At 43.1% G+C, this 22,168-nt stretch carries 19 protein-coding genes; 16 read left to right on the top strand and 3 right to left on the bottom strand.

Annotated elements, in window-relative coordinates:
- Positions 1 to 7 precede the first annotated feature (7 nt).
- The 10 genes from kbaZ to L4D12_RS08805 all read left to right on the top strand — a co-directional run bounded on the left by kbaZ (position 8) and on the right by L4D12_RS08805 (position 9,237).
- A complete protein-coding gene (gene kbaZ / locus L4D12_RS08850) occupies positions 8 to 1,288 on the top strand; it encodes a tagatose-bisphosphate aldolase subunit KbaZ (protein ID WP_428447467.1) in 1,281 nt (426 codons plus the stop codon).
- A gap of 14 nt (positions 1,289 to 1,302) precedes the next feature.
- Entirely contained in the window at positions 1,303 to 2,460 is a 1,158-nt protein-coding gene (locus L4D12_RS08845) for an SIS domain-containing protein (protein ID WP_428447466.1), read from the top strand.
- A 31-nt stretch (positions 2,461 to 2,491) separates the two neighbouring features.
- Complete coding sequence (agaV, locus tag L4D12_RS08840) at positions 2,492 to 2,992, top strand: PTS N-acetylgalactosamine transporter subunit IIB (RefSeq protein ID WP_428447465.1); 501 nt, start codon at positions 2,492 to 2,494, stop codon at positions 2,990 to 2,992.
- 48 nt (positions 2,993 to 3,040) lie between these two features.
- Entirely contained in the window at positions 3,041 to 3,811 is a 771-nt protein-coding gene (gene agaW / locus L4D12_RS08835; RefSeq protein WP_428447464.1) for a PTS N-acetylgalactosamine transporter subunit IIC, read from the top strand.
- Positions 3,801 to 4,694, top strand: coding sequence for a PTS system mannose/fructose/sorbose family transporter subunit IID (locus L4D12_RS08830; protein ID WP_428447463.1), 894 nt, complete (start codon positions 3,801 to 3,803; stop codon positions 4,692 to 4,694). The genes agaW (L4D12_RS08835) and L4D12_RS08830 overlap by 11 nt, the downstream gene beginning before the upstream one ends.
- A 59-nt stretch (positions 4,695 to 4,753) precedes the next feature.
- Positions 4,754 to 5,197, top strand: a complete 444-nt coding sequence (agaF, locus tag L4D12_RS08825) for a PTS galactosamine/N-acetylgalactosamine transporter subunit IIA (protein ID WP_428447462.1) — start codon at positions 4,754 to 4,756, stop codon at positions 5,195 to 5,197.
- A 2-nt stretch (positions 5,198 to 5,199) separates the two neighbouring features.
- Positions 5,200 to 6,348 carry an N-acetylglucosamine-6-phosphate deacetylase gene (nagA, locus tag L4D12_RS08820; protein ID WP_428447461.1) on the top strand — a complete coding sequence of 383 codons (1,149 nt, stop codon included), beginning with the start codon at positions 5,200 to 5,202 and terminating at the stop codon, positions 6,346 to 6,348.
- Positions 6,349 to 6,393: 45 nt separating this feature from the next.
- The gene (kduI, locus tag L4D12_RS08815) at positions 6,394 to 7,224 is read left to right on the top strand and encodes a 5-dehydro-4-deoxy-D-glucuronate isomerase (protein ID WP_428447460.1); all 831 of its coding nucleotides are present in this window, start codon (positions 6,394 to 6,396) and stop codon (positions 7,222 to 7,224) included.
- 116 nt (positions 7,225 to 7,340) lie between these two features.
- Positions 7,341 to 8,423 (top strand): glycoside hydrolase family 88/105 protein, encoded by a 1,083-nt coding sequence (locus tag L4D12_RS08810; protein ID WP_428447562.1) that lies wholly within the window; start codon positions 7,341 to 7,343, stop codon positions 8,421 to 8,423.
- A gap of 88 nt (positions 8,424 to 8,511) precedes the next feature.
- Positions 8,512 to 9,237 carry a carbohydrate-binding family 9-like protein gene (locus L4D12_RS08805; RefSeq protein ID WP_428447459.1) on the top strand — a complete coding sequence of 242 codons (726 nt, stop codon included), beginning with the start codon at positions 8,512 to 8,514 and terminating at the stop codon, positions 9,235 to 9,237.
- Positions 9,238 to 9,943: 706 nt separating this feature from the next.
- Here L4D12_RS08805 and L4D12_RS08800 read toward each other — a convergent pair.
- From L4D12_RS08800 to L4D12_RS08790, 3 genes are all read right to left on the bottom strand, one after another.
- A complete protein-coding gene (locus L4D12_RS08800; RefSeq protein WP_428447458.1) occupies positions 9,944 to 12,685 on the bottom strand; it encodes a hypothetical protein in 2,742 nt (913 codons plus the stop codon).
- A 112-nt stretch (positions 12,686 to 12,797) separates the two neighbouring features.
- Entirely contained in the window at positions 12,798 to 15,233 is a 2,436-nt protein-coding gene (locus L4D12_RS08795) for a polysaccharide lyase 8 family protein (RefSeq protein ID WP_428447457.1), read from the bottom strand.
- 39 nt (positions 15,234 to 15,272) lie between these two features.
- The gene (locus tag L4D12_RS08790; RefSeq protein ID WP_428447456.1) at positions 15,273 to 16,214 is read right to left on the bottom strand and encodes a hypothetical protein; all 942 of its coding nucleotides are present in this window, start codon (positions 16,212 to 16,214) and stop codon (positions 15,273 to 15,275) included.
- Between the two features lie 565 nt (positions 16,215 to 16,779).
- Here L4D12_RS08790 and L4D12_RS08785 point away from each other — a divergent pair.
- The 6 genes from L4D12_RS08785 to L4D12_RS08760 all read left to right on the top strand — a co-directional run bounded on the left by L4D12_RS08785 (position 16,780) and on the right by L4D12_RS08760 (position 21,865).
- Positions 16,780 to 17,631 (top strand): DeoR/GlpR family DNA-binding transcription regulator, encoded by an 852-nt coding sequence (locus L4D12_RS08785; RefSeq protein ID WP_428447455.1) that lies wholly within the window; start codon positions 16,780 to 16,782, stop codon positions 17,629 to 17,631.
- Between the two features lie 241 nt (positions 17,632 to 17,872).
- Positions 17,873 to 18,358, top strand: coding sequence for a PTS sugar transporter subunit IIB (locus L4D12_RS08780; RefSeq protein ID WP_428447454.1), 486 nt, complete (start codon positions 17,873 to 17,875; stop codon positions 18,356 to 18,358).
- 15 nt (positions 18,359 to 18,373) lie between these two features.
- A complete protein-coding gene (gene agaW / locus L4D12_RS08775; RefSeq protein ID WP_428447453.1) occupies positions 18,374 to 19,147 on the top strand; it encodes a PTS N-acetylgalactosamine transporter subunit IIC in 774 nt (257 codons plus the stop codon).
- The gene (locus L4D12_RS08770) at positions 19,137 to 20,018 is read left to right on the top strand and encodes a PTS system mannose/fructose/sorbose family transporter subunit IID (protein WP_428447452.1); all 882 of its coding nucleotides are present in this window, start codon (positions 19,137 to 19,139) and stop codon (positions 20,016 to 20,018) included. Before agaW (L4D12_RS08775) ends, L4D12_RS08770 begins: the two co-directional genes overlap by 11 nt.
- A gap of 35 nt (positions 20,019 to 20,053) precedes the next feature.
- A complete protein-coding gene (gene agaF / locus L4D12_RS08765; protein WP_428447451.1) occupies positions 20,054 to 20,491 on the top strand; it encodes a PTS galactosamine/N-acetylgalactosamine transporter subunit IIA in 438 nt (145 codons plus the stop codon).
- A 333-nt stretch (positions 20,492 to 20,824) separates the two neighbouring features.
- Positions 20,825 to 21,865 (top strand): glycoside hydrolase family 88/105 protein, encoded by a 1,041-nt coding sequence (locus L4D12_RS08760; protein WP_428447450.1) that lies wholly within the window; start codon positions 20,825 to 20,827, stop codon positions 21,863 to 21,865.
- Positions 21,866 to 22,168: the final 303 nt, after the last annotated feature.

The raw sequence follows: 22,168 nt of genomic DNA, 5'->3' as shown, positions 1-22,168 counted from the left end.
TTAGTACATGAACACCCTTCTTGATATCGTAAAACGTCACAAAGCTGGCGAGAATAATGGTATTTATTCTGTCTGTTCGGCGCATCCTTTTGTGATTGAAGCCGCGATTCGTCAAGCCAAGCAAGATAATTCTCCGTTGCTCATTGAAGCAACCTCCAATCAAGTCGACCAGTACGGTGGTTATACCGGTATGACACCGGTTGATTTTCGTGATTTTGTCCTTGGTCTTGCAGAACAACTCGATTTTCCTTCAGATCGCTTGATTTTAGGTGGTGATCATCTAGGTCCAAACCGTTGGCAGGATCTTCCTGCTGCAGAAGCGATGGATAAATCAGATACCTTAATTGCTGCTTATGTTGCGGCAGGATTTAAAAAAATACACCTCGATTGCAGCATGTCATGTGCTGGTGACCCTGTTCCTCTACAAGATGACGTCGTGGCAGAGCGTGCCGCTCGATTGGCGCGTGTTGCAGAAGATACGGCAATTAACACATTTGGTACCAGTGATGTGGTTTATGTTATCGGTACTGAAGTACCGGTACCGGGTGGTGCTGCCGAGGAATTAGAAGGTGTTGAAGTGACTTCACCTGACGCGGCGAAAAAAACCATTCAATGCCACCTTGAAGCTTTCGAACAAGCTGGCGTTATGAGTTGCTGGAATCGCGTAGTGGGTTTAGTGGTTCAGCCTGGTGTTGAGTTTGACCATACTGGGGTAATTGATTACTGCCCAGAAAAAGCTCAAGACCTAAGCCGTGTGGTTGATGATTATGAGCATATGGTTTTTGAAGCACACTCCACTGATTATCAGGCAGAAAAAGCGTATAAAGCATTGGTTCGTGATCACTTCTCTATTTTAAAAGTGGGCCCAGCTTTGACTTTTGCTATGCGAGAAGCGCTGTTTAATCTATGTGAAATCGAAGAACAAATGATTCCAAAAGCACATTGTTCGAATTTGCGTGAGCACATTGAAGATACCATGTGCACAGCACCAGATTTCTGGAAAAAATATTATCATGGTGATGCGAATCAACAACGTTTTGCGCGCTGTTATAGTTTTAGTGATCGCATTCGGTATTACTGGCCAGATAAAACTATTCAGCAGGCTCAAGATAAATTATTCAGCAATTTGTCTCAAGAGAGTATGCCTCTTCCTTTAATTAGTCAGTATTTACCTGAACAGTTTCATGCATTAAGAAGTGGTGAAATCGAAAATTCACCAAAAGATTTTGTCATCAATAAAGTACAACAAGTACTTCGCATTTATTCCACTGCTTGTCAGTTTAAATAAGATAGGATTTTGTAATGAATTATTTAGGTCTTGAGATTAAAGATCTTGAAAGCTTAAAAGCTTTTTGGACAGCGAAAGAAATTCAACAGCAACCAGATTGCTGGAGAAAAACATTATCGATTGTGACTGAATGTCAGTCTACAAGCCGTGATTTCCTATCGCCACTGTTTGCGAAAAATGATTTACGCATTGTTTTGACGGGTGCTGGTACATCAGCATTTGCAGGTCGCGCATTAGCACCTGCACTATCAAAAGTGCTGTCACGCCGTGTCGAAGCTATCGCTTCAACGGATATCGTCTCTAATCCTGAGCAGTATTTTGCTGAAGATATCCCAACATTACTGGTTTCATTTGCTCGTTCAGGCAACAGCCCTGAAAGTGTTGCTGCTGTCGACCTTGCAAATCAGGTTTTGAGTGAATGTTACCATCTGGTCCTAACCTGTAATAATGAAGGTGAATTGTACCATCGTTGCTGCAATGACGAGCGTTCTCTCGCCATTTTGATGCCAGAAGAAACAAACGATAAATCGTTTGCGATGACCTCTAGCTTTTCATCAATGATGATGGCTGCCTTTTCGGTACTAACCTTCGATAAAGACAACTCGAAAGAAATTGAAAGTATTTGTAAGCATTCTGAGGCGTTGATCAAAGAAATTAATTCACCAATCCGTATAATAGCCTCAAAGAATGCAAAACGAGTTATCTATTTGGGAAGCGGATGTCTCCAAGGCTTGGCTCAAGAATCAGCACTTAAGCTGTTAGAGCTAACTGCGGGCAAGGTGGTGGCTGCATTTGATTCGCCACTGGGTTTCAGACATGGGCCAAAATCAATTGTTGATGATGAAACATTAGTTGTTGTTTATATCTCTAATAATCCTTATACACGTAAGTATGATTTGGATTTATTAAGCGAATTACGCCGAGATAAAAAGGCAAGTCAAGTATTAGCGGTAGCAGCTAAACTTGATGATGTTGTAACTGATGGAGAGTTTATTCATATTGATGGTATGGATTCAGCCAGCGATGTTGAACTTATATTCCCGTATTTAATTGTTGCTCAAATTTATTCTTTCCATCACTCATTAGAGTTGGGTAATACACCTGACAACCCATGTCCAACAGGGGAAGTGAATCGAGTGGTGCAAGGCGTAACAATTCACGAATTATTTTAATAACATTTTAAATTTAACAGGGTTAATTACTATGACGTCACCAAACATTGTCTGGACGCGTATTGACGAACGTCTTTTACATGGTCAAATTCGTATTACTTGGGGTAAACACACCGAAGCTAATCTTATTCTTGTTGCTAATGATGATGCTGCAGAAGGGCCAAATGCTGCATTCATGCAAGCGGGTATGAAAGCTTCAGCTGGTGGTGAATATGCGGTTCGTTTTTTCTCTATTCAAAAAACAATTGATGTGATTCACAAAGCATCGCCGAAGCAGAAAGTTTTTATCCTTTGTAACAACCCAACAGACGTTGCTCGTCTTGTTGAAGGTGGCGTGCCGATTACTCATTGTAACGTTGGCAACATGCACTTCCATGAAGGTAAGCGCCAAATCGCAAAAACTGTGTCTGTGAATGAAACAGATATTGATGCTTTTGAGCGCATGGTTGCTCGTGGTGTGACATGTACGATTCAAAATACTCCAGATCAGTCACCAATCAACGTGCTTGAACTGGCGAAACAACCAGCCTAATGGCGAAATAAACTTAGTATAAACAGAGATTTAAATAAGGAATAAATCATGTTTTTTGAAGCTACGCTCGTCGCAATATGGGCGTTCTTCTGTGGTATCGATAAATACGATGTCGCGTTGAACATCCACCGTCCACTTATAACTGGCCCTGTTGTTGGCTTAATTATGGGTGATATGCAAATTGGTTTGATCGCTGGTGCGACACTGGAATTGGCTTGGTTAGGTCTAGTGCCTAACGCAGGTGCTCAGCCGCCAGATGTAACGCTAGGAACTATTGCTGCAGTTGCTTTCGCTGTAATGACAGGTCAATCAGCAGAAGTTGCAATGGGCGTAGGTATGCCAATCGCCGTTTTGATGCAGATGCTAGTTATTGGTTTCTTCGCTGTAACGTCATTCACAATGGGCAAGGCAGACCGTTTTGCAGAACAAGCAGACTCTGCAGGTATTGACCGATTACTGATTACTACCATTTCGCTTCGTGCACTGTTGTACTCGGTTGTTGCCTTTATCACGGTTTACTTTGGTGAGCATGCTGCAACTTGGATTGATGAAAACGCACCAAAGGTACTACTGACAGGTCTTGGTATCGGCGCGAAGATGGTTCCTGCAATCGGTTTTGCAATGCTGTTGAAAATTATGTGGTCTAAAGAAGTGGCGGGTGTGTTCTTCATCGGCTTCGTAATGACAACGTATCTGAAGCTTCCAATTATGGCTGTTGCTGTAATCGGTGCCTCAATTGCAGCACTGTACTATTTCTTCAGCGGCAACAACAACGGATCGAACAACAATCAAGTCGAGGAATTTGAAGATGGCATCTGATATCACTGCAGGCACTCTAGCCGATAAAAACGCAAAGGTTACAGAAAATCTGGTTGATGGTATTGATGCTTATGAAGATACCACACCACGTAAAGTAATCACGAAAAGAGACCTTTGGATTTGTTCGATTCGTGGTCTGTTCATGGAAGGTAACTTTAACTTCGAACGTATGCAGGCTGGTGGTTTCGCTTATTCCATCATCCCGGCACTGAAGAAGATCCATGGTAATAATAAACGTGACTTTGCTAAATCTTTGAAGAACCATCTTCAATTTTTCAATGCGAGTCCAAAGTTGTTCACTTTCTTGCTAGGTACTGCCATTGCAATGGAAGAGAACAAAGAGAAGCCTTCAACAGTTAACGTTATGAAAGTTGCAGGTATGGGTCCAACAGGTGGTATCGGTGATGCTATCGACCACATGACCCTGATGCCGCTAACGCTAGCCTTGGGTGCATCGATTGCAATGGAAGGCTCGATTGCTGGTCCGTTCGTGTTCTTCTTCCTATACCAGATTGTTCACTTTGCTGTGTACTTCGGTTTGATGTTCATGGGCTATAAGGCCGGTACGGCTGCCATGGTTAACATGAGCGATGCGACTGAGAAGTTGGCTAAAGCTGCCAATATCATGGGTATCTTTGTTATCGGCGCGCTTTCCGCGAGCTTTATCAAGATACAGACCACGGCCTCGGTGGAGCTCGGCGGTAAGGTCGTTGAACTCCAGAGTGCGCTGTTTGACAAGATCATGCCAAACATTCTGCCGCTGTGCTTAGTGTTCTTCATGTTCAAGATGGTTAAGGGAACGGGTTTCTGGGCTAAGCCACCAGTACTTATCTTCTCAACACTGGCTGCCGGTGTTGTTGGTCACGCCATCGGCCTTCTTTAAGTTAGACGTTTTGTATTCAAGGGGGAGGTGACTCCCCCTTATCTGTAAGGATTTTTTAAATGATCGGTATTGTAGTTTCAGGCCACATCAATTTTGCAACAGGCATGGGTTCAGCAGTTAAAGCCATTGCGGGCGAGCAAGAGCAAATGGCGTTTATTGACTTTGTTGAATCGATGTCAACGGATGAATTAGAAGTGGCACTGCGTGACGCAGCCAAGCAGGTTGATACCGGTGACGGCGTTCTGTTCCTGACTGATATTCCAGGTGGTTCTCCGTGTAACCGTGTGATGTCAATCTTGATGGATACAGACAATGTTGAGCTTCTGGCTGGTGTTAACCTGCCAATGATTGCCAATGCTGCATTTGAGCGTGATGGCAGTGAGCTAAAAGAACTGGTTGAAACGCTGTTAGAAATTGGTAGTTCATGCCTGAAAGACATGCGTAAAGAGTTGGAAGCCATGATGGCGCCAGAACCTGAACTAGAATGTGAAGACGGATTATAATTATGCGTTATGCCTTGCTTGCGGATCAGGTATTTACACCTGAAGGTATTCAAACCGAGACTGCTGTCGTTGTTGATAACGGCATGATTGTCGAGGTGACTCGTCAAATCCCATCCGATTGTGAAATTATCCACCTTGCAGGGCAATCTATTATGCCAGGCTTCATTGATATCCATATTCATGGTCGTAATGGCTTTGATGTCATGGATGCTACTGAGCAGGCGTTACAGTCAATTTCTGATGCGTTGCCACAAACGGGTGTTGTGGCGTGGGTGGGAACAACCGTTACCGCACCTTGGGATGACATCATCAATGCATTAGAAAGTGTTAACCAGTTTACGCAGCATCCTCAGACGCAGGGTGCTCAATTGCTGGGTAGTTTCTTGGAAGGGCCATATTTCACCGAACCTTTTCGAGGCTCTCATCCTCCTGCATTATTAAAAGCGCCAGAGATTGCTGAACTTGAGCAAATGAAAGCCGTCGCAGGTTCGTCGTTAATTCGCGCTGCGCTGGCACCAGAAGCTGATGGTGCAATGGCCGCGATTAGTTGGTTATCTGAGCATAACATTAAAACGTCGGTTGCCCATACAGATTCCACGTTTGATCAGGTCACTGAAGCGTATGAACGCGGTGCGGATTGTGGCGTGCATTTATTTAATGGGATGCGCGGACTTCATCACCGTGAACCGGGTTGCTGCGGTGCGGTACTGTACCACGACATGCTGGCAGAGCTGATTGCCGATGGGGTTCATGTTAATCCGGTCATGATGCAACTGGCTTACCGCATGAAAGGGTATCAGGGCATTGCCTTAATTACCGATTGCATGCGAGCAGGTGGCCTGAGTGATGGCGACTACATTCTAGGGGCACAGACCATAACGGTTACCCATGGTGAAGCCCGTAGTCCTTGTGGTTCATTGGCCGGTAGTACCTGCAGTTTAGATCAGGCCGTACGTAATATGGTCAATCTGGTCAAGGTTCCGGTTTGGGATGCCGTACAGATGGCATCACAGGTTCCTGCAAAATATTTGGGACTTGAACACCGTCTTGGGGCGATTGCTACAGGGATGGAAGCAAGCTTCACTATCATGGATAAAGAATTACAGGTACAAGGCACGTTAATTAAAGGGCAGTGGGCATTCCGAGCTTAACTCGACACTGTGTGCCTGACCATTTAAGTATTAAGAGGTTTTATCATGGAAATTCGTCAACCTATTCATAGCGCACATGCAAAGCAGTTAGATACCGCCGGGCTGCGTGAGCAATTTCTGATTGAAGGTATGTTTCAAGCTGGTCAAATCAACCTAACGTATAGCCACATTGACCGTATCATTGTGGGTGGCGCCGTTCCAACGACAGAAGCGCTAACACTTGTGGGCGGCAAAGAGTTGGGTGTTGATTACTTTCTGGAGCGTCGTGAGCTGGGGGTCATTAATATTGGTGAGCCAGGTTTGATCATTGTTGATGGTGAAACCTTTGAAATTGGCACGCGTGAAGCACTGTATGTTGGTAAAGGGGCTAAAGAAGTCAACTTTGAAAGCGTGTCTGCAGATAAGCCTGCTCGCTTTTATGTGAACAGTGCACCTGCGCACATGACTTACCCAACCCGTAAGATCACCCGTGAAGATGCATCACCTGAAACGATCGGTAATCAGGAAAACTGCAACGTTCGTACAATCAATAAATACTTACATCCGTCTGTACTACCAACGTGTCAGTTATCGATGGGCCTAACAGAGCTTGCGCCGGGCAGTCTGTGGAATACGATGCCATGTCACACTCATGAACGTCGTATGGAAGTGTATCTGTACTTCAACATGAAAGATGACAATATTGTTTTCCATTACATGGGTGAACCTCAGGAAACACGTCACATTGTGTTACGCAATGAGCAGGCAGTGATCAGCCCTAGCTGGTCAATTCACTCAGGTGTCGGTACGGCAGCATATACCTTCATTTGGAGCATGGTCGGGGAAAACCAAACTTTCCACGACATGGATCATGTCGCCATGGCAGATCTGAAATAATCCACTCCCCTCAAGACATTACCTGTCGTACCAAGTTCAACATAGGCATGACAGGTAACTTAGACATTAAGCATGAATAAGTGCGTTATTCACGGTAGCGCCAAAGGATAAACATGATGATGACGACAACACAGCAAGACGTATTAACATTGATGAAGCGAGTTTATCGCTATCAGGCCGCCAATCAAACTCGCAGTGTGATCCGCCGCAGTGGTGCAACCCGTTTTATCAAAGATACTGATTGGGAACGTGGTGTATTTTGGTCTTGTGTGTCTGCTGCTTGGACAGCGACTGATGATCAAGAATACCTAGACGGTGTAATGAACTATACCTTACACACTGGCTTTAGAACGGGCGCATTCCCACGCTTTGCTGATGACCATGTTTGTGCTCAAGCTTACTTGGATGTGTATCCTGTCGTGAATACCCCAGAAGCGTTAGAAGCGACAATCAAAGCGTTTGATATCATGGTGAATGAACCGAAACCGGGTCACCGTGACTGGTGGTGGGTTGATTCCCTGTTTATGGCACCACCTGCATTTGCCGCGCTGTCAAAAGTAACGGGTGATAGTAAGTATGTTGACTACATGCATACGGCGTTTTGGGATGCCATTGATCACCTGTACGATCCTGAGACAGGCTTGTATTACCGTGACTACCGTTATATGCCTACTGAGCTTGGTCAGAAATATCGGGATGAGTTCGGTGAGGGCGGTAGCGAGTTCCGTGAGGCAAATGGCGAGAAAGTATTCTGGTCTCGCGGTCTAGGCTGGATGCTAGCAGCATGTCCGCGTATTTTGGCCCGTCTTCCTGACAATTTTGAAGCACGTCAGCCTTATATTGATTTGTTTACTGCGCTGGCTGCAGAAGTGATTAAGTATCAACAAGCGGATGGATTTTGGCGTACCAGTTTACTGGATCCAGAGAGTTTCCCTGCACCAGAAAGCAGCGCAACTGCGTTGTTCTGCTATGGCTTAACATGGGGGATCAATAACGATCTTCTTGATCGTGATACCTACCTGCCTGTGGTTGAGAAAGCATGGGCAGCGCTGGAAACCTGTGTACATGAGAACGGTATGATTGGGTGGGTACAGCTACCTGCGTTCAACCCAAGAGACGTTAAGTTTGAACACAATATTGACTATGGCGCCGGCGCATTTTTGCTAGCGGCCACTGAAGTTGCCACCTTAGTGAAATAAGGTAAAGCGTATAACGTGAAAAATAAAAGCTGATTTTATTTAAAAATAAGGTCAGCTTTTTTATTTAAATATAAGTAAGGATAAAATAATGAAAAAGCTGTTGGGATTATCGGCATTATTATTGGGTAGCGTCGTTGCAGGGCAGGCGGTTGCTGACGATGTGCAACCAGAATATCGCGTACAATTTACGAAACAAGCTCCTGTCATTGATGGGAAAGGGGATGATGCCGCTTGGGCCAATGCTGAAACATTAACGCAATTCACATTCCCATGGCGTACCGTGATGGCACCGGCTACTGAGTTTAAAGCCCTTTGGGATAATGACGCGATGTATTTCCGCTATCGTGTGGAAGATCAGCAATTAGCCATTGGTACTGATCCTGAGCGTGCTATTTTGGATTCAGACCGTGTTGAGATTTTCTTAGCGAAAGACAAAGTATTATCTAGCTATTACACGATGGAAATTGATCCTAAAGCACGCGTATTCAGCGGCAAGGCAGCTTATGATACGGTTGCTAAAAAGCGAGCGTCACTTGACAGCAACTGGCAATGGCCGGGTTTGGTCACCAAAGCAAGCCTGACTGATAATGGATACATTGTAGAAGGTGAGTTACCACTGAACACCTTGAATCAGCTGGGGTTATGGCAAGATGCAGACAAGACTGAATTGCTGTGTGCGCTAATGCGTGCTGAATTTACACCATTACAAGATGGCAAGCTGGATATGGGTTGGATGACGTGGGTTGACCCACAGACAGCAAAACCTAATTTCCACAACCCTGGTACATTTGGTTCATGTAAGTTTATTAAATAGTATTCCTGTTAGTATATCTATTTATTAATAATACAAGCCTCTTTTTTATCACCTATAATGGTTGATAACATTGAGGTTTTTTATTTTTTATCATTCAGCGTTAAATAAACTCGGAAGGGAGTACCCTTTACTTGCTTATTTTCCGTTAATTATTCAAACTGAACTCAGTTTTAATCCTGATCTTCTGGTCACTTGGTTATAATGTGATAGGTGAGATGTTTTTATTCTTGCATTTTTTTGTTAAATTACTAATATATAAATGTATGTTTTAATCTGTGAGTACTATTAAATGAAGAAAAGTAATTTAGATAGTTTGAGAGAGAAAATGCATAAAAAATTGTTAGAGAAATCATTGGAAGGATATAAGAAAAAACTGAAAGATAAAATATATCCAACACAATTTATATGTTAACTATCATCTTATAAATTCCTGCCATCTAAACCATATTGAAATGGCGTTGAGCCATTCCTTCGCATATCTTTCTTGAATAGAACGTGCTGAGCTTACGCTGAATCCTGCATCTTGAGGTCACTTGGGTATATGTATCCGATATGGCGAGGGTAGAACAATAGGGATTAGCCCAATGTCATTATATATCGTTTATGCACCAGAGTGAGTATATTTAAATCGCTTATTCATAGCATAAAAAAACCTCTGGGATAAACAGAGGTTTTTATTGTTATTATCTTTTACTGTTATTGCTTGTTATTTGCTATTCCATCCGATTGCAATATTTTTGTATTTGAATATTTGTGTATTTTTGCCCCCAGATTCATGACGATAGGTATCGAAGTTGGCTGAGAAACCCACATTGTTAACGTCGCTTTCTTTGACTAACTGATGTTCAACCTTTTCAAATGCGATGCCATCAAATTTACCTGAAATTGGTTTGAAATACGTATTTCCATCAAAGGTAAAGTCGATAAAACCACGACCCGCATCATTAAAGTTAAGAGTTTGTTTTAACTGATACCACTTATTGGCATTCACATAACCATTACCACTGTAATCTAGCCAGCCTAAATCTTTGTGTGGCGGATTGGTAAATTTAGCCGCAAAACGCTTATATTTATTGGTTGAATAGCGGTGGTCAGATAATAGCTCACTGCCATTATTTAAACGGATGCCTGGGATAAAAATATAATCATTATTCGCGCTTGTCGCGATATCTTTGGCGATATGCAAATCATAGGCAAAACATGCCCCTCTTACGATTTGATTTGTTTTGACAGGAAATGGAATTTGGAAGCCCATGCCGTTTTCTGCTACACCATGACCCGTAAGGCCTGCACCGTAAGTGACTTCCAGTGCGAAGTCTTCACCATCGGCCACTACCGCAATGCTGTCTATACCAAAATCAAACGCAATGGTACCCGGCGCCAGTCCGCCCAGTTGATCACCGATACCATCAAGTAGCGCTTGGCCGGTTAGATCGGATAACGCGGACAGATCAAGCAGACGAGAATCTGTAAATCCAGCATTGCTGCATGCGTTTGGTGTGACTGGGATACTTGGTTCCGGCAAGGTGACTTCGTCGTTTTTCCACGCCAAGGTAATGTTTTTAAACTGGATGATCTGCTCTTTCAAATCGGCTTCTGCATCAACACTGTGCTTAAAGTGGCGGTAAACTTCAATCAGTGCTGAAAGCTGATAAGCGTGTTGATTATCAATTTGAGTACGGTTTATCACGTCACCGACTTTTGGCTGAAGGTGGGCTTTATTATAGAGTGATTGTAATGAGCCATCGTTGGTGGCCACTGATCCAATAAAGTCATTCGTGATTAATTTTTGCTGGACTAGATTCCAGTTGTTGGCGGTAATGCGTATCCCCGTTCCTTCTTTTTGCAGTTCTTGGTTAAAAAATGCATTGTCTGTGACGTCCATAAACCGGGTATTGAATTTGCTGTAGCGGTCCGTTGTGTACTTGTAGGTAAACCCACTACCAAGCGGACTGGCACTGTTTTCAACCAACGGGTTACCACTGGTAAAGCCCGGCATGAACAAGTAGTCAGGTGTTTTCGCCGGATCGCCGTAACCAATCGGTGTTGATAGTTTGAATTGATAAGCAAGCGTTGCTTCTTTGACTAAACCATTTGGTAGTTCAATCAAGAAACTAAAACCATTTGTAATTGGGTTTTTATTTGACGGTTGGCCGACAGATTCTGCTGCAATGGTGGTCTGAAGAATATATTGGCCGTTATTTTCTACAACTTCCAGGTTGTTGATATCCCAGTTGCCACTGCCTGTTCCCCATTGTGGGGTTACGGTGAAGTGCTTGTCGCTAGGTGTTGATGGCGGCAGGCTTGCATTTAACTGATCTTCAATGCCTTGGAAGAGGTCAGGGCCATTCAAACCATGAAGTGATTCAAGGTTTAGTTGGGTAACATTGGGGTAGTCCGTGAGATCGGGCTGATCCTCTTCTGGGGCGACAGGTAATACGACAGATTCGTTATTCCATGCAAGGGTGAGATCTTTCAGGCGAATAACTTGCTCGCCGAGTGCCGTCTCAGCATCGCTGCCATGTTTGTAATGTCGGTAAACTTCAACCAGTGCTTGTAGGTTATATTGATGCGTTGTATCAATCAAAACGCGATCAGAGGGGGTACCTGCAGCCGTGCTTACGCTGGAAGTATTATACAAGGTGTCGAGTGCACCGTTACTGCTTGCCACCGAGCCATTAAACGTATTGGTAGTCAGTTTTTGTTGGATCAGGTTCCACTTATTGGCCGTCATTTTGATGCCTTTATCATGGAATTTTAGCTGCTGGTTATAAAATGTCTTATCGGTTGGATCGGTAAATCGCGTGTTTAAATACCCGTAGCGATCCGTCGAGTATTTATAGGTAAAGCCCGTACCTGGATCGCTGGGTTTATTTAATACCGCAGGATCACCGCTAGTAAATCCAGGAAAGAAGATATAATCCGGCGATTTAGTCGTATCACCATAGCCAATTTGTTTTGATAAGTTAACCTGATAGCTTAGTGTAGCCTCTTGCACTAATCCGTTAGGTAGTGTGATAAGAAAACTAAAACCATTAGCGACTTGATTTGAGGATGATGGCTTGCCAACAGCCTGAGCATCTAAACGGGTTTCAAGGGCAAACTGGCCATCAATTTCAATGACACGGAGGTTATCGGTATCCCACGTTTGATCACTGCTTCCCCAGCGTGGCGAAAGGGTAAATTGTTGGCTACCCGCTTTCGATTTATTCAATGTTGCATTGAGCTGATCTGTCATACCATCAATCAACTGGGCGCCGCTTAATCCAGCCAGTGCTTTAAGGTCTAACGTTGCAATATTGCTGTAGGCGGTGAGATCTGGCTGATGACCGGTTGGAGGCGGTTCAGGCAGTGTTGGGGGAGCCGTCGGGCGATCATCGGAGCTATTGCCGCACCCTACGAGCACAAGCGTAAGGCTTGCAGATAGCAGGCAGTGTAGATACTTCATTATAATACCTTTCTTAATTTTATTATTCGACAAGAGAAAACGGTGAGCGACCATCATGACGATCAGAGTCGCTTCCCGTTTTTATTAATCAGCTTCAACAGAGGTTGGTGTCTTATTCTTTATGTTGATGATTAGCTTGCTCGATCGGCTTTAGCGTAAATGTATAGCTGGAGCCATTTAGTCCGGATAAATCGGCTGTGATTTGGTGCTCATCGGTTAGCTCGATACGCTGCTGGGGATCATTTTCAAGGGTGTATTTGCCGTCAATAGCAAAATTGGTTTTCCACCAACTGCGGGTCGGATCAGAGATCGCAACCTGTAGTCGTCCCTCTTTTTCTTGGATGATGATAGACATCGGATCGTCAGCTGTGACGAGGCCTGCTTTGGCATCATCCCAGAAATTGGCGGCATAAATTCCAAGCTGAGTGTGCTCGACAGCCTGTACCTGGCCGGTGTTGGCAATAATGGTTACCGACGGATGCTCACTGAATGCATTGACGGCATTAAAGCTGGCATTGGGTAACATGGCATAGGCGTAACTGTTTGTATCCGCATGTGAAAGGGTCGCTTCAATGAAACAGCCTGCGATTTCCCCTTTATTCTGACCGATATCAGACCAGTTGCCGGTTCGGCAGGTTTTGGTGATCGTGGCAGGCTGCTGATCCAGCATTACGTAGCTTAACGGCAGCGCATTCTCATTGTAGCGAATGGATAATTGCTTAAGCGTATCATTGAATACATCGGCTTCAGCTAAAGTGATACCGTTAATTGTCACTGATGTATCGGCAGAAATCTTGCGGTTTTCCAGTGTGGTGATTGCAGGAAGGTGACTGCTGTTTTTGATATCAGCGCCTAATGCGATGACTTCATCATCAAACATAAACCATGATTTCTTAGCACTGAGTTGCTGATTCCAGTTATAAAATAGCATCCCAGCAGCACCATACTGATCAAGCTGGCTGCCGCCAGTCCAGTCCATCTTACCTTGGCGGCCATCGCGCTGGGCTGACAGTTGGCCAGAGCAGTTTTCTCTGTCAGTGATTAGCGATGTGGTGCCAGGCAGCTTATTGGCATCGACGACTGGCCAATAACCAGTGTAATGGTCATTTTGTTGATTATAGAGATATGTCATGCCATCAGCGGTATGCCAGCCTTTCAAGTTTTCACCATTCATGCACTCATAGTTGCCGATGCGATCGGAATGCATTGCAATACCGAACGTCCAGCTTGGGCGGTGGTGAACAATACGGTCCATTTCAGCAAATTGCTTGTGCATAACACGAGGAGGCAATGGGGCGATTGCTTGATTATCAAGCAGCTGACGAGCCAGTTGATAGCTGCTGAAGATTTTTGGATTCGCAAAGGCACTGCCGTGCATGCTCTTTTGTAACTGAGACTGAATAAAGGCCGTCAGTTGTGCCTTGTATTCAGCGGGTGCTCCCGGTACATAAAGCAACATAGCGCTGAGCATCGCTTGACCGACTTTTTGGTTCTGACCTGAGATCCGTGAAATTGCACGTCCATTGACCATGTCCATCATTTTGCCGTCAACGAGTAATGGGGCAAAAGACTCAAGCAATAAAGGATAGATTTTCTGTAAGTTAGGATCATTCGCTTGCCAAGGGGTATTGGCCACTAGCCCCATTAGCATACCTAAGCCTTCAATCATTACCTGGCCATAGGTACCGCTATACGGTAAATCACGGTGCTGAATAAATGACCCGTCTTGGTAGAAACCGTCACCGTCTTCCACATAAGGAATGATGCTCGACAGTGCCGCGATGGCGGTATTTATCTCTTCAGCATTGTTGTCGAGAATACCGCGGATTAATACAACCTGGGCGTTATCGGTACGGTTACCGCCCGTTGATTCAAACATAAAAGGCGTGGATGAATATGGCGCGCCATAGCCTTCGCTGAGGTGCGTTGGGCGTGGCACAAAATAACGTGTCGCATTGTTGTAATTCAATACGATCTCATAAGGGATATCGTCATATAAAACAACAAGCGTGTTGTTGACAACACGGCTGATCCCTAATTGCCAGTGCCACCAGTTACCCCATTCCGCGGTACCCACATGGTAATAGTGATCATGTAAAAAAGTGAGGCTATCAATTAAGGTATCAAGTAGTTGTTTATTGCCTTCGAGCTCACCACCACTTAATTTGTAGGCTCTGGCAAGCGTAAATAGACGCTGATATGTGGCATATAACTGCGTTCCTAGTTTCAGTTTACCTTCGTTTGATTCAGCATCTAGCGGAATGTCTTGCCAGAGGCCATTTTCAGATAAAGTAAGCGATGCTAGCCATTGGTTAGCTTGCTGATTGATATTGGCAATAGATGCATTGAGTTGATCATCAAACGCCAGATTAGGATCACCCAAGAAATAGCTCGACCAGCGGTCGCGTAATAACGAAAAATATGCGTCTTCTGACATTGATGTGGCCGTGATCACGACATTGTCTTGCACCGATGCAGACGCTGGCACTGTATATAGACCTAAGCTGCAAGCCGCGGCAATCAGCGCTGAAAGTGATGAAAATTTCAAAGCAGTACCCTCAAGAGAAAAGAGATAAATGAATTGCGATTAAAAAATGCGTTGAACACCAAGTTTCACAAAGACTTTGTCACGGTCAGGCAGTTCTTCACCGTAGGTGCCATGTTGATCTTCAATTTGATAATACGTTTCATAAACCACGTTCCATTTTCCTGATATCCCAACGTTGCCGTAAACGCCTGCACGGGAATAGTTATTGTCTCTACTTAATCCCCAACGTTCGGCATCATGATGAGAGCGGTCAGTGATCTCTCTTCCTAAGCCATAACGAATAAAGGGATTGATTGTTGCTCGGCCAATTTTTTTCGAATAAACAAGGCGAAGTTGCCAATAATCAATATCAAAGTTATTTTCATAACTGTCATATTCAGTGTAAATATGTGGGCGGATTGCCGAACCATCGCTGAAACGATGAAGCAGGCCAAATTCGGCTTCATAGCCCCAATCCACATAATGCTGAGCCGACGTGTCGCTCATGCGCTTACCTTTACTGTCACCGATATAGCCATGGCCACTCATAAAGAGTTGATTGCGCTGATCAATAAAGTAATCAACTTGAGGGTACAGACGATATTCAACTTCATAGCGGTCAATATCATAGCCGTTATATCGAATGCCAATACCGGGACGATATCGCCACGCACCTCGACGGATCATTTGGGTATAGTGCAGCTCTAGACGATCGGTTTGTGCATTAATTTGACCGTCAGAGAATAGGTCTTTATTGGGATAGACTTTGGTAAATGCTCGTCCCCAAATATTCCATTGATTGCTGGTTGGTGAATGGGAGAAGCGTACATAAGGTGTGTATGCATTAAGGCGTTCGTAATTGTATGTTGCTCCACTTTCTGTTTCGTCAAAGTACTGGTCATACTCTGTGCCGACCTCTACCCACGTTCTGGCGAAACTGGCTCCAGACGCTAGAGTGAAAGATGCACCTAACAGTGCTAACAAATAAGCATTTTGTTTCATGGCTACTCTCTAATCAAAACGTAACTGAGGGAACTCCTCGAAATTTCGATAACAAATGGCAGCTCATGGCAAAATAACTGCTCAGTTGTTTTCATTTTTTGTCACCTTTGCTCATTTGGCGAATAATGTATCACCAGTTAGCGATTGGCAAGCGGTGCAATTAGCGGTGTGGTGTTATTGATAAACCCATCACATTTTTATTCGTCTAACAAATAAACAACAGATAGTATTGCGCTGATAGGATATGCGTATGATTGAAGATGGTTATATAAAAAACAGTTATAAATACGAATAAAAATAGTCGATAATAAATATATCATTGATTTTAAAGAATTATTTCAATGTTGCTAATAAGGGGAATGTTATAATAAAGATCTTATTGCTTAAAGCAGGTATTATAGCCGTCATGCCCGCAGTTAAATTTGTGAGTTTTGTCATACTTACTGTAAAAAGCAATTGCTTGATTTAACTTTTAGAAAGAAGATAGCGACAAATGAAAGCAAATGGCAATGAATGGTAAGTTTTGTTTGATTTTGTTGATATCGCGACCTCTGGAGAGGATCGGATGAAGAGTGCGATTGAACGAAGAATGGAAATTGCCAATATTGTTGGCTTGCATGGAAAGGCCCATGTAGATGAATTGTCGAGATTATTTAATGTTTCTGGTTCGACCATAAGGGCTGATTTACGTTTTCTTGAGCAAGGTGGTTTTATCATCCGCTCACACGGTGTGGCCATTATGAATAAAGGCGCATTAACGGAGTTTTTAAAAGCGAAGAAAACCCCAGTTGCAGAGGAAACGCATTCAGTAGAGCAGCCTGGAAAAGAACGTACATCATTGGTGATTAAGGATGAGGAAGAGGTAGTAGTGCACACTACGCCAGCTTCTCATGCGATGGGGCAGGTATTGATGTCATTACTTGAACCCAGTGATACGGTTTATATTGATGCCAATGAGATGATTCGACAGTCTCTGAAGACTATTTCTGAGATCAACCCAGTAGTGATGATGACAAATGATATTCAGTTAATGAGTGAAATGGTTCATCGTGACAACTTAAAGATCATTATGCCAGGAGGCATTGTGAACCCGTCGACAATGAAGTTTACTGGTTCACAGGTGATTGATAATGTTAAGAGGTACCGATTTAATAAGGCAATAATTAAAATTGATGGTTTTAATAAAAAACTTGGTTTTTTTGCTAAAACAGAATTTGAGGCTGATCTTGCAAAGTTACTGTGTCGCTTATCGGAAGAGATAATCATAGTTGCAAGCACTGAGCAGTTATCGAGTAGTGATATATTTTGGATTGGTGAGACGAATATTGCTGATGTGTTAATTACAGAGCATGATATTGCACGTGACTTAGTTGAATACTTTGAAACTAATTTAGTCAAAGTAATCACACCGACCTGACGTGTTAATATTCATTATTTATTCAAAAACCAATCTAAAATTAAAATAGATACACTAGTTTAAAAATATAGTGTATCTATGTTCCTATACGCTTTTTACAAAGTGGTAAGAGTGTTAATTTAATTCTACGGGAATTAAGAGTTAAATTAATCAATTGATTTATCAAAGTAATTTTCAGATAAATACGATTTGTATTTGTCCGGATATCTATATATTAAAAATAAGTTCCATAAGGATTAAAATGGCTAATATTGTATTAACTCGAATTGATGAACGCCTATTACATGGTCAAGTTAGAATTACCTGGGGTAAGCATTCTGGTGCGAATACGATTTTAATCGCAAATGACGAAGTCGCAGGCAACCCTGTCTTACAAGCGCCTTTTAAAGGTGCCGCTGGTGGTGAATACCATGTGCTGTTCCGTACGGTTGAACAGGCAATCCAGAATATTCCAAAAGCAGGGCCGGAAAGAAAAATTCTTCTGCTTTGTAATAATCCAACAGATGTAGCGGCACTGGCGAAAGGTGGTGTACCTATTGATGAAGTGAATATTGGTAATATGCATTACCACCCAGGAAAAACCAAAGTTGATACCAATGTTTGTGTTGATTTGAAAGACATGAAAGCATTTGAAGTATTGCGTGAGCTGGGTATTCCATCAACTATCCAACATATGCCAGAAAGTACAAAACAAATTATTTTTGATGTGGTTGGCGAACTAGCCTAAGACCCGGAGTTAGTCATGTTTGAAGCATTACTTGTTGGCCTTTGGGCCATGCTTTGCGGCATAGATAAATATGATGTCGCATTAAATATTCACCGCCCATTAATTACCGGTCCGGTTATTGGCTTGATCCTTGGTGATCTTGAGACGGGTCTGATTGCTGGTGCAACCATGGAGCTGGCATGGTTAGGTCTTGTGCCTAATGCTGGGGCTCAGCCGCCAGATGTAAATATTGGTGCAATTGCTGGTACAGCATTTGCGATTAAATTAGGCATTTCACCAGACGCATCATTGGGTATGGCTATTCCATTTGCAATGGCGATGCAGGCACTCATTATTTTCCTGTTTACTTCATGTGCACCGCTAATGCAAAAATGTGATGAGTATGCAGAGCATGGAAATACGAGAGGCATAGATAATATGCTGTATCTCGGCCTGACTCTACGAGCACTCCTATTTGGTGTGGTTGGTTTCTCGGCGGTTTATTATGGTACCGCTGGTGCTGACTTCATTGTGGAATACTTACCTCAAGATGTTATTGATGGCATGGCTGTTGCCGGTCGAATGATGCCTGCAGTTGGTTTCGCAATGCTACTGCGTACCATGTTTAATGTTAAGTTATTGCCGTACTTTTTCTTAGGCTTTGTGATGACGACTTATCTTAAGTTGCCAATCATTGCTGTTGCTATTGCTTTCCTATGTATTGCCATTTTGGATTACTTCCAGCAATCAAAAAATACAGACGGAAATTCTTCTTCATCTAACCTGGAAGCGATTGACGATGAGCTCTAATATTGATGTACTAGACCAACCCCTTATCCATGGTCATGACGATAAAGTGTTAGTTGATAATGTTGACGCTTATCAGGATAAAGAAGTACGAAAAGTTATTACTAAGAGAGATCTATGGAAAATTGGTTTCCGTGGTCTGTTCATGGAAGGTAACTTTAACTATGAACGTATGCAGGCTGGTGGTTTTTGTTTTTCAATTATTCCAGCATTGAAGAAAATTCATAAAAATCCGGCTGATTTAGCAAAATCATTAAAAAATAACATGGCATTTTATAATGCTCACCCTAAGCTGTTTACTTTCCCTCTAGGGTTAAGTATTGCGATGGAAGAGAATAAAGAAAATCCATCAACGATTAACTCAGTGAAAGCGGCAACCATGGGGCCAACGGGTGGTATCGGTGATGCTATCGACCACATGACCATGATGCCTTTGACCTTAGGTATTGGTGCAGCTATTTCGCTTCAGGGTAGTATTGCGGGTCCTTTTGTGTTCTTTTTGCTGTACCAGATTTATCACTTCTTTGTGTATTTCTGGCTACTTTTCTTCGGCTATAAATCAGGTGTTGCGGCACTTGATAAGTTATCAACCCAAGCTGAAAAGTTAGGTCGTTCTGCGAACATTATCGGTCTTGGGGTGCTGGGGGCTATGACGGCAAGTTTTGTCAGAATATCAACGCCATTAGTATTGACCGCTGGTGAGGCACAAGTTTCCGTACAAACTGATTTACTCGACAAAGTAATGCCAAATCTATTACCGCTGTCGTTTGTTGGCCTTATGTTCTATTTAGTACAAAAAGGTAAATCGCCAAGTATGCTTATATTTAGTACGTTGGCGGCAGGTATTATTGGTCGATTAGTTGGTATTTTATAATCGTTATCTGACAAACTGTTATAGAGAAGAAATAGATGATTGGTATTATTGTATCGGGTCATATTAATTTTGCATCAGGTATGCGTTCTGCTGTTGAAGCGATTACCGGTGAACAAGAAGCAATTGAATTCATTGATTTCATTCCATCAATGACGACAGAAGAGCTTGAAAACCACATGATTGATTCTATTGAAAGAATTAATCAAGGAGAGGGAGTACTTATTTTAACTGACATCCCTGGTGGTTCACCGTGTAACCGTGGATTGTCTATCATGCTTAATCGTAATGACGTTAAAGTGATAGCGGGTACTAACTTACCGATGATTGCCAATGCTTGCTTTGAGCGCGATGGTGTGACTCTGGCAGAGTTAGTTGATATTGTGACAGATATTGGTCATCAGTCGATCAAAGATATGGATAAAGAGTTGGCTCAGTTAGAAGCAGCTGAACCTGTTTATCAAGACGACTTATGATCGGAAGTAAACTGTAAAATATCCTTGTAACAAAACTTTTTATCATTATTTTATATTCAACAGTAGTCTTTTAGTCAATTTTGCCATTAGATTATGGTTAAGGATAATATAAAAAGTATAGCAGCGACACGATGAATGAGTTCCCCCTCATGATTAAGTTAATCGTTATTTTCGTGTCGTTGCTACCTATATTTTATAATTAATGTCATGTCAATCAAGTGACCATGTATTTTTGTTCATTAATGTCGCGCGTGGCAATTATTTAAATGATTAATGATGACGTTATGGTTATTCCTCATTACAGAGATTAACTTGCGTATAAAGGCAATGAAAATGGATGACATTCGAATTAAAGAACTGATGAAACAGGTTTATCAGTGGCAAGTGGCTAACCGAACGTGTTATGTCACGCGCAGCACCGGTAAAAAACGTTTCTTGAAAGCAACGGATTGGGAACGCGGTGTATTTTGGACATCGGTTTCTGCTGCATGGCAGGCCACTGATGATGCGGATTATTTATCTGGTCTAATGGATTATTCGCTTAATACAGGGTTCCGCCCTGGTCCATTGCCTCGTTTTGCCGATGATCATGTGTGTATTCAGTCTTACTTACCGCTTTATCCTGTGATTAATATACCAGAAGCGGTTGAATACGCAGAAAAAGCATTTTCAATCATGCTTGATAACCCAAAACCTGGCCGTGAAGATTGGTGGTGGTGCGATTCCTTGTTTATGGCTCCTCCTGCATTTGTTGGCCTATCATCACTGACCGGCAATCAAGCGTATCTTGATTATATGGATACGGCATGGTGGGATGCAGTTGATCATTTATATGATCATGAGACGGGGTTGTACTTCCGCGATTATCGCTATATTCCAGATGGTAAAGGCAGTGAACTGAAAGAAGCCAACGGTGAAAATATATTCTGGAGTCGTGGTATCGGCTGGGTATTGGCCTCTATCCCGCGCATAATGGCTTATATGCCAGCAGATTACCCGTCTAAACAGCGCTATATCAATATGTTTACGGCTCTTGCTGCGGTTATAGTGAAATATCAGCAAGCCGATGGTTTCTGGCGCACCAGTTTGCTCGATCCAGAGAGTTTCCCAGCTCCAGAGAGCAGCGCCACATCGCTGTTCTGTTATGGACTAGCTTGGGGGATTAACAATGGCGTGCTTGACCGTGTGACGTATTTGCCTGTGGTTGAAAAAGCCTGGGCTGCTCTGGAAACCTGTATCCATGACGATGGCATGATTGGCTGGGTACAGCTGCCAGCGTTTAATCCAAGGGATGTGAAGTTTGAACACAACATTGATTATGGTGCAGGGGCATTCTTGCTAGCGGCATCAGAAATGATCAATATGACGAAATAATACGACACAGTAATGTGGACATTAAAGCCGATTTTATGATGAATAAAATCGGCTTTTTTGTTTGCCCAGCGAAGCTGGCAAACCCGTCAGGTTGCAAGAAACCTGAATCACCCCGACTGAGGGGAAGATAATCCGAATCGCAAGGGCGTTGCTGGCCAACGGCAGGGTCTGAAGGAAGCGATAGGAAGTTAACAGTACACAACGAAAGTGAACCTGATTCGGCAGTCTAGGTGGGTAAGCGTGCAAAATAGCGCAAAGCCCCATACTCAGTCAGACCTATGCTGTGCTTGAGGGTGGAATTGT

The organism is Photobacterium nomapromontoriensis (assembly GCF_050336815.1).
Taxonomy (GTDB): Bacteria; Pseudomonadota; Gammaproteobacteria; order Enterobacterales; family Vibrionaceae; genus Photobacterium; species Photobacterium nomapromontoriensis.
This window is presented reverse-complemented; position numbering and strand designations above follow the sequence as displayed.